The sequence below is a fragment of the Mesorhizobium sp. M7A.F.Ca.CA.004.12.1.1 genome, from assembly GCF_003997835.1.
Classification (GTDB): Bacteria; Pseudomonadota; Alphaproteobacteria; order Rhizobiales; family Rhizobiaceae; genus Mesorhizobium.
Genome location: NZ_RZRK01000189.1, coordinates 1 through 8,898, shown reverse-complemented (window position 1 = coordinate 8,898; position 8,898 = coordinate 1). Strand labels below are relative to the sequence as shown.

At 62.2% G+C, this 8,898-nt stretch carries 8 protein-coding genes; all 8 read right to left on the bottom strand.

Annotated elements, in window-relative coordinates; genetic code table 11:
- Positions 1-21 precede the first annotated feature (21 nt).
- Positions 22-777 (bottom strand): molybdopterin-synthase adenylyltransferase MoeB, encoded by a 756-nt coding sequence (locus tag EN984_RS12530; protein ID WP_127268058.1) that lies wholly within the window; start codon positions 775-777, stop codon positions 22-24.
- Positions 778-860: 83 nt separating this feature from the next.
- Positions 861-2,000, bottom strand: coding sequence for a DNA replication/repair protein RecF (gene recF, locus EN984_RS12525; RefSeq protein ID WP_127268057.1), 1,140 nt, complete (start codon positions 1,998-2,000; stop codon positions 861-863).
- 205 nt (positions 2,001-2,205) lie between these two features.
- Complete coding sequence (gene dnaN, locus EN984_RS12520; protein WP_127268056.1) at positions 2,206-3,324, bottom strand: DNA polymerase III subunit beta; 1,119 nt, start codon at positions 3,322-3,324, stop codon at positions 2,206-2,208.
- 304 nt (positions 3,325-3,628) lie between these two features.
- Entirely contained in the window at positions 3,629-5,104 is a 1,476-nt protein-coding gene (gene dnaA / locus EN984_RS12515) for a chromosomal replication initiator protein DnaA (RefSeq protein ID WP_236383352.1), read from the bottom strand.
- Between the two features lie 925 nt (positions 5,105-6,029).
- Positions 6,030-6,296, bottom strand: a complete 267-nt coding sequence (gene rpsT / locus EN984_RS12510) for a 30S ribosomal protein S20 (protein WP_013533694.1) — start codon at positions 6,294-6,296, stop codon at positions 6,030-6,032.
- Positions 6,297-6,478: 182 nt separating this feature from the next.
- Entirely contained in the window at positions 6,479-7,252 is a 774-nt protein-coding gene (locus EN984_RS12505; protein WP_127268054.1) for an enoyl-CoA hydratase, read from the bottom strand.
- Positions 7,253-7,384: 132 nt separating this feature from the next.
- On the bottom strand, positions 7,385-8,275 hold the full coding sequence (gene mutM / locus EN984_RS12500) for a bifunctional DNA-formamidopyrimidine glycosylase/DNA-(apurinic or apyrimidinic site) lyase (RefSeq protein WP_127268053.1): 891 nt from the start codon (positions 8,273-8,275) through the stop codon (positions 7,385-7,387).
- Positions 8,268-8,898: phosphopentomutase (locus tag EN984_RS12495; protein WP_127383769.1), on the bottom strand; the 631-nt coding region annotated here is incomplete at its 5' end. The genes EN984_RS12495 and mutM, both read right to left, overlap by 8 nt.

The window sequence follows — 8,898 nt, the reverse complement described above, 5'->3', positions numbered from 1 at the left end:
GCTTCGTTCCGGTCCAAGAATTCAGCTTCTCTTGTAGCGGATGGTGTCGAAGCGCGCCGCCAGCGCATCATAGAGCAGCAGCCGGCCGACCAGCGGCTCGCCAATGCCGGTGATCAGCTTGATCGCCTCCATCGCCTGCAGCGTACCGACGACGCCGGTCAGCGCGCCAAGCACGCCGGCTTCGGCACAGGACGGCACCAGGCCCGGCGGCGGCGCCTCGGGAAACAGATCGCGATAGCTTGGGTTGGGCTTGCCGTCCCTGCCGTCTTCGAATGGCTTCAGCACCGTTACCGAACCATCGAAGCGTCCGACGGCGGCATGCACCAGCGGCTTGCCTTCGCTCGCGCAGGCATCGGCCACGGCATAGCGCGTTTCGAAATTGTCGGAACCGTCGACGACGATGTCATAGCGGGCGACGAGGGCGGGCGCATTGTCCGTGGTCAGCCGGAACGTATGCGGTTCGACTGTGGTGTTGGGATTGATGCGAGCGATTGCCGCCTTGGCGCTATCGGTCTTCAGCAGGCCGACAGTGTCGGTACCGTGAATGACCTGGCGCTGCAGGTTGGACAGCGAAACGGTGTCGTCATCGATCACGCCGAGTGTGCCGACGCCGGCGGCGGCAAGATATTCAAGCACCGGCGCGCCCAGTCCGCCAGCGCCGATGACCAGCACCCGGGCCTGTTTCAGCCTTTGCTGGCCGGCGCCGCCGATCTCCGGCAGCACGATGTGGCGGGCATAGCGTTCGATCTCGTCTGCGGTCAGGGCGGCAGTGGTCATTGCCTGATCATACAGGGACTGAAAAACCTTGTCAGGGGCCAACGCACCTGTTGATGTCGCCCAGGAACACGAGGCACAATGGTCTAGATCGTTGGCCCAACTGTCCCATGGTCGACAGTCAGGAATTGCGCGCGCCCCTGGAGACTGGAAAACAGCGCAGCATCGGTTCCTGTCATGAACGCCTGGCAGTTCAGTTCCTCCAGGATGGAGAACAGCGCCGCGCGCCGCCGGCTGTCGAGATGCGCGGCGATCTCGTCGAGCAACAGGATCGGCGTCATGCCCGACATTTCGCCGGTCAGCCTTGCGTGCGACAGCACGATGCCGACCAGCAGTGCCTTCTGCTCGCCGGTCGAGCAGAGTTCGGCCGGCATCGCCTTGGGGCGGTGTCGAACCACCAGATCCGAACGGTGCGGGCCGTCGAGGGTGCGCCCGGCGGCGCGATCGCGCTCACGGCCCCCGGCAAGCGTCCGACGGAAGCGCTCCTCGACATCGACCGCCGGCGCGGCGGCGATTTCGGCTTCCAGATCGCCCGAAAGGCCGATATCGGCCCGCGGAAATGGTCCCGTGTCGGGCAGCCTGTCGATCATGGTGGCGAGCAGCCGCACCATTTCGGCCCGCGCCGCGGCTATCGCCACACCGGTTTCGGCCATCTGCGTCTCGATAGCGTCGAACCAGCGGTCGTCCCGGGAGTTTTCGGTAAGCAGCCGGTTACGACCGCGCATAGCCTTCTCGTAGTCGATCGCACGTTGCCCGTGCCCGGGATCGATCGCCAGCACGAGCCGATCGAGAAATCGCCGGCGATCCGCGGCCGGTCCGGTGAACAACGCGTCCATGGCTGGCGTCAGCCACACCACGCGCAGCCATTCCAGCATGTCCTCGGCCGAGCGCGCCGACGCTCCGTTGATGCGCACCCGCCTGCCGCCTTCGCCGGCGGTGTCGCCGCCGGAAATGCCTGTTCCGATCTCGACCTGGCCGTCAGGTCCGTCGAGCCGGGCATGCAATGCAAAGCCGCCGTCGCCGCCCTCGCGTGCGACATCCACGTAAGGGGCGCGGCGCAAACCACGCCCCGGTGTCAAAAGGGAGATTGCTTCGAGGAGATTGGTTTTGCCGGCGCCGTTGTCGCCGGAAAAAACCACGGCACCTGGCGCCAGATCGATCGTCAGCGCCGCGTAGTTTCGGAAATTGGTAAGTGTAAGCTTACTTATGTGGTTCTGTGCCGGCAACCGCTATCCGCCTATAGAGCGTTCCATCGTTTCACGGAAACGCAAAACCAATCTATCTCTTTGTTTTAACGCAATTCCCAAGGGAAAGCGCTATGCGCTTTTCCCGGGAAAACCGCTTCACACTTTTCCTGGAATTGCTCTAGAAGTTGCCGTAAATATCGCGCTTGCCGGTCCACAACAGGACCGAAGTGCTGACACCGTGCCGCTACACCCGCATCGGCATCAGCACATAGAGTGCGGTCTCGTCGGCCATGTCGTGGATCAGCGTCGGCGAGCCGGCGTCGGCCAGCATGAACTTGGCTTCCGTGCCGGTCAGTTGCGCGGCAACGTCGAGCAGGTACTTGGCGTTGAAGCCGATCTCGATCGGATCGGATGAATAGTCGGCGGACAGCTCTTCGGTGGCGCTGCCTGAATCGGGATTGTTGACCGCAAGTGTCACCTGACCCTCGCTGATCGACAGCTTCACCGCGCGGCCGCGTTCGGAAGAGATGGTCGAGACGCGATCGACAGCGGCGGCAAAACTCTGGCGGTCGATGATCAGCTTCTTGTCGTTGCCGGTCGGAATGACCCGCTGATAGTCGGGGAAGGTGCCGTCGATCAGCTTCGAGGTCAAAACCACGCTGCCGATCGTGAAGCGGATCTTGGTGTCCGACAGTTCGGTGGTGACCGCGACATCCGGATCGTCGACGAGCTTCTGCAGCTCGCTCACCGTCTTGCGCGGAATGATGATGCCCGGCATGCCTTCGGAACCCGCTGGCGCATCGATCTCGGCGCGCGCCAGGCGGTGGCCGTCGGTCGCTACCGAGCGCAGCTTCAACTTGCCGCCGACCTCATGCGTGTGCAGATAGATGCCGTTCAGGTAATAACGCGTCTCCTCGGTGGAGATGGCGAATTGGGTCTTCTCGATCAGGCCTTTCAGGGCAACCGAGTCGAGACGGAAGATATGCGAGAACGATCCGGCCGAGAGCTCCGGGAAGTCGGATTGCGGCAGGCACTGAAGGCGGAAGCTCGAGCGGCCAGACGTCACTGACATGGCGTTGCCGTCCTCGTCCGTCTTCAGCATCACCTCGGCGCCATCGGCAAGCTTGCGCACGATGTCGTAGAGCAGATGTGCCGGGACTGTCGTCGCCCCGCCGCGCTCCACCTTGGCGGGTGTCGCTTCGGTCACCTCGAGGTCGAGATCGGTCGCCTTCATTTCAAGGCTGGCGCCTTCGGCGCTGAGCAGCACGTTGGACAGGATCGGTATGGTGTTTCGCCGCTCGACCACGCGATGGACGTGGTTGAGCGACTTCAGGAGATTGGACCGTTCCAGGATAACACGCATGACGAAACAGGCTCGCTTGAATGAATGACGGGTCACCAGTGAGCGGCGTCCCGCGAAAGGTCTGAACAGGCTCAGAATCTGCGTAAACTGACAGGAAAAAACCAGCAAACGCAAGCCCGCGCCACCGGTTCAGGCCGGCTACGCGGGCTTTCTGGGGATAACGCGCCCGAAGTCCGCGAGCCAGTGTCGTAAAACCGAAATCCAGATCGCTTCCAGGCGGCGCCACGAGCCCGATCCAGGCCCAGCGCCGCACTGGCAAGCCATTGAATTCCGGTATTGTTCCGGCTCAGCCATCCCCGGAGGATCAGGCCTGGTCGTTGATCAACCGCCTCAGAAGCTCAAGTTCCTGCGCCAGCGTGTTGTCGTTGCCGGAAAGGTCCTCGATCTTGCGCACGGCATGCAGCACCGTGGTGTGATCGCGGCCGCCGAAACGCCGTCCGATCTCGGGTAGTGAGCGCGGCGTCATCACCTTCGACAGGTACATGGCGACCTGCCGCGGCTTGACGATGGTGCGCGTGCGCCGGTTGGACAGCAATTCGGTCTTCGACACATTGTAGTGACGCGCCACGATGCGCTGGATGTCCTCGATACGGACACGCTTCGGCTCGCCGGTGCGATAGATGTGGCCGAGAATTTCGTCGATCCGGTCGATGGTGATCTGCGGCTCGAAGGATTGACGGAACAAAAGCTGATTGAAGGCGCCTTCCAGCTCGCGTCCGCTGCCGGTCACGGTGCGGGCGACGTGATTGAGGATCTCCTCCGAAATGTCGAGCGATGCGTCGTCGCTCCTGGCCGTGGCAAGGCGCAATTTGAGCATGCCGAGGCGCATGGCGAAATCGGGCGCCGACATTTCAAGCGCGACACCGCCATTGAGGCGCGAACGGACCCGCGGTTCGAGCGATTCCAGTTCCGACGGCGGCCGGTCGGCGGCGACGACGACCTGCTTGGCGCTGTCGAGCAGCATGTTGATGAGGTGGCAGAATTCATGCTGGATCGACTTGCCCTGCAGAAACTGCATGTCGTCGATGATGAGCAGGTCGATGTCGCGCAGCTGTTCCTTGAGCGTCAGCGCGTTGTTGTCGCGGATCGCGGTGGCAAAGCGCCACATGAAATACTCGGCCGTGAGATAGACGACGCGCGACTTGGGGTTCTGCTTCAGCGATTCCGCAGCGATGGCCTGCAGCAAATGTGTCTTGCCGAGCCCGACGGTTGCGTGAAGGAAAAGCGGATTGAAGCGCACTGCGCTCGATTGCGATTCCGCTACCGCCTTGGCGGCGGCGAAGGCCACCCGGTTCGACGGTCCCTCGATGAAGGACCCGAACGTGTAGCGCGGATCGAGCGGCGACCCCAGCACGTTGTGGCGAAATTCGCTCTCGATCGGTGTGCCCGGACGCGGAGCCGGTGCGCGCTCCACCCGGCTGGGGCTGACTGTGCCGGCGGCAAGTGCCGTCTGCGTCTGCCGTGTCATCTTGCTGCGTGCTGGCGTCACCTCTGGCTCGGCCTGGCTGCGTCCCTGACGGGTTGCCGTGCGCACGACGATGTCGATCTTGAGGAGATCGGCATCCTCCTGCTTCCACAGCTCTGAAATGAGGTCGAGATAGTGGCCGTTGATCCATGAACGCAGGAAGGCGGTAGGCACGGAGATGCGGACGATGCCCTTGGAAGCCTCGGCGACCTTCATGCGGCCAAACCAGCTCGAATAGACTTCGGTTCCCAGGCGCGCCTTCAACTGGGTCTTGACCCGGTCGAATTTCTGTTCCGCGTCGCTGGACACCGCCATGTCGTTTGCTCCGATCAAAGTTCCAGGAAATGGGAGGTCGCCCGTAAGTTCCCTTTCAATGCCGCTCTGCATGATCTTTTCCTTGTCCTTCCGTACCTGTTTTCCACCGGGGATGCGCCTCCTGCATCCGGTTCCGGCGACCTAAGTCTTTGCTACGATGTCCGCTGCCGCCGCCGGCAGATGAACGTCGCCCATTATCCGCGGGAACCGGTGCCGGCCCATGGAAGCCAGTCCGCGTTGGGTATGTCAGGGCAATACAACACCGCCCGGCGAAAAGAGCGCCGGCGCGCCGTCTACCTGCCATGTCTAGTTACGCCAGTCCCCTACCGTATCGAAAAAGACAAACCAAAACCGTCCGCGGACTTGATCCGCGTTGCAAATCCCGCCAATTTAAGCTGGCCGATTCAGGCTTGGGTTAAGAGCCAGAGCCCGTCCCTTTCGATAGATCGACACTACCGAAATCGCTGTGGATAGGGCAAGGCCACGTCTAACGGATTTTTAAGGAATCTGGTTAGTGGAGGCGGGTTCGAGTGGCGTGCCGCGACGGCACATTTTAACAAAGCCATTGTGATTCAAACCCTTTTCCGGCGAATATGAAAAACCGGGCGCTGACAGAAATATTCTGAAATAATTCGCTTGACAGCGACTTCTCCCCGATCGGGCCGGTCCGGTGTGGACAAGCTGTGGATCACCATCTGTAAGTCACTGAAAGATATAAGGTATTTCTGACAGTTAAGAATCTTTAGGTCGGCCGTTTCAAGCATGCCGATCACCAGCAGGCATGCATATGCCGGCAAACTATTCCTAATTGTGAAATGCCGCATAAGACGCCGTTTCCGGACATTCTTTTTAAGTGCTTGCCGGCAAACGAAAAAACCCGGCACAAACGGCCGGGTTCGAAGAACGTCAGTCTAGGCAAGTAATGTCAGGCCGACAGTACCTTGACCCGCTGAGCCAGTCGCGACACCTTGCGGGACGCCGTGTTCTTGTGGATCACGCCCTTGGTCGCGGCACGCATCAATTCCGGCTCCGCGATCTTGAAGGCAGCCTGTGCGGCAGCCTTGTCACCGGAGGCAAGGGCCTCTTCGACCTGGCGGATATAGGTGCGGACGCGCGAGCGGCGGTTCTTGTTGATCGCTGCGCGGCGGACGATCTTGCGCGTTGCCTTTTTGGCCGAGGATGTATTGGCCATGATGCCTCTCTTCTGATCTGGTCGGCGCATGCGGGATGCCGCAGGGCGCAAAAAACAAACGGGCAGCCACGGGGCCGCCTCGGTTGGTGCGGCTTATAGTTCAGCTTTTCCGGCGCGTCAACGCTGCCCGGCCTTCTTTTTGGCGGCCAGCAGCCATCTTCTTCGCAGCCAAGGGATTGGCGTCAGCGGTTGGTGAAATTCGGCTTCCGCTTCTCGGCAAAGGCCGCCATGCCTTCCTTCTGATCGTCCAGTGCAAACAGCGAGTGAAACAGCCGGCGCTCGAACCGCAATCCCTCGGCAAGCGTCGTCTCGAAGGCGCGGTTGACAGCCTCCTTCGCCATCATCACGGATGGTAGCGAGAAAGCGGCAATCTTGGCCGCGGCCTTCAGCGCCTCCTCGACAAGCTCGCCGGCAGGCACCACCCGCGACACCAGGCCAGAACGCTCGGCCTCGGCGGCATCCATCATCCGCCCGGTCAGGCACATGTCCATCGCTTTCGACTTGCCGACGAAGCGGGTCAGCCTTTGTGACCCGCCCATGCCTGGAATGACGCCGAGGGTGATCTCGGGCTGGCCGAATTTGGCCGTGTCGGCGGCGATAATGAAATCGCACATCATCGCCAGCTCGCAGCCGCCGCCGAGTGCATAGCCCGCCACTGCCGCGATAATAGGCTTTCGCGCCCGCGTCAGTTCCTCCCAGCCGACGAAGAAGTCTTGGGCGTAGGCGTCCGCGTAGGAGATGGACTGCATCTCCTTGATATCGGCGCCGGCGGCGAAAGCCTTTTCGGAACCGGTGATGACCATGGCGCCGACACCGGGATCGGCGCTGAACCCGTTCACGGCCGCCACCACCTCGGTCAGAATCTGCGAATTCAGCGCGTTGAGCGCCTGCGGCCTGTTCAGCGTGATCAGCCCGACCTTGCCGTGCGTCTCGGTGATGATCGTCTCATAGGCCATGGCTGCTTCTCCTTGCTCACGCTCGTCTAGAGCGGTTCATCGTTTCACGGAAACGCAGAACCGCTCCATCTCTCTGTCTTGACGCAATTCCGAACGGGAAACCGTTCCCACTTTTCCTGGAATTACTCTGACTCATCGCTGACATGTCCGGCAATAAAAGGTCGATCGGCCGCTCTGCACGACACGTTCGATGTGGCCGCCGCAGCCGGGCTTGGAGCAGGCCTTGCCTTCGCGGTCGTAGACGGCGAAGGCGTGCTGGAAATAGCCCAGCGCCCCATCGGTCTGCATATAGTCCCGCAGTGAGGAGCCGCCGGCTGCGATCGCATCCGATATCACCGAACGAATGGCTTGCGCGAGGTGTTCGCTTTGGGCCTGGGCTTTCTTTCCGGGCCTGGCGATCGTGCCCGCCTCGCGCAGCGGCGACAGGCCGGCACGCCACAACGCCTCCGACACATAGATGTTGCCGAGCCCGGCGATCAGCCTCTGGTCGAGAAGCGCTGCCTTCAGCGGTGATCGCCGCCCCTTCATCAATGAGGCAAGCAGCGCACCGTCCAATGTGTTGCCGGTTGGCTCGACGCCAAGTCCAGCCAGCATCGGATGAACGTCCGGCAGCCCTTCCGCAAACAGCATGAAGCCGAAGCGGCGCGGATCATTGAAGATCACGCGGGACCGGGCACCGGCCGGAGACACGACATGGAAGACGACGTGGTCGTGATTGGAGCTCTTCGAGCGGTCGTGCCGGAAGATGCCGGGCATGTCGCTGCCATCGGCCGTCTCTATGCGGAATGAGCCCGACATGCCGAGATGGCAGATCAGCATGGGGCCGCCTTCCAGGTCCATCGTCAGATACTTGGCCCGGCGGCCGAGTGCCGTGATCGTCTTGCCGGTCAGCCGCTGCGCGAATTTCTCGGGAAATGGAAAGCGCAGATCCGGTCGGCGCGCCTCGACGCGGGCGATGGTAGCGCCTTCCAGAACCGGCTGCAGCCCGCGCCGGACGGTTTCGACCTCCGGCAATTCAGGCATGACCGCCGATCGCCGTATAGAAAGACGTGCCGTAGCGTCCGGGCGCCAGCCCGAGATGCTCGGCCACGGTCTCGCCAATGTCGGCGAATGTCGTTCTCAGTCCGATGTCGCCGCCCTTGAGACCCGGTCCAGTGCCGATCACCGGAATGCGCTCGCGCGTGTGATCGGTCCCGCCCCAGGTCGGGTCGTTGCCGTGGTCGGCCGTCAGGATGAGAAGATCGCCCTGCCGCAGCCTCGCAAATGCCTCCGGCAGCCGCAGGTCGAAGGCCTCGAGCGCGGCAGCATAGCCCGCGACATCGCGGCGGTGACCGAATTCGGTGTCGAAGTCGACGAAATTGGCGAAGACGAGGTCACCGTCGCCGGCATTATCCATCGCACCCAGAGCCTCGTCGAACATCGCCATGTTGCCTGCCGCCTTGCGCACTTGCGAAATTCCGCGATGGGCGAAGATGTCGCCGATCTTGCCGACGGCGATGACACGGCTGCCACGCGCCGTCAGCCGGTCGAGCAGGGTCGGTTCCGGCGGGGGCACGGCGTAGTCATGACGGTTGTATGTCCGCTCGAAAGTGGCGGTGGTTTCGCCGACGAATGGCCGCGCGATCACCCGTCCGATCCTCAGAGGG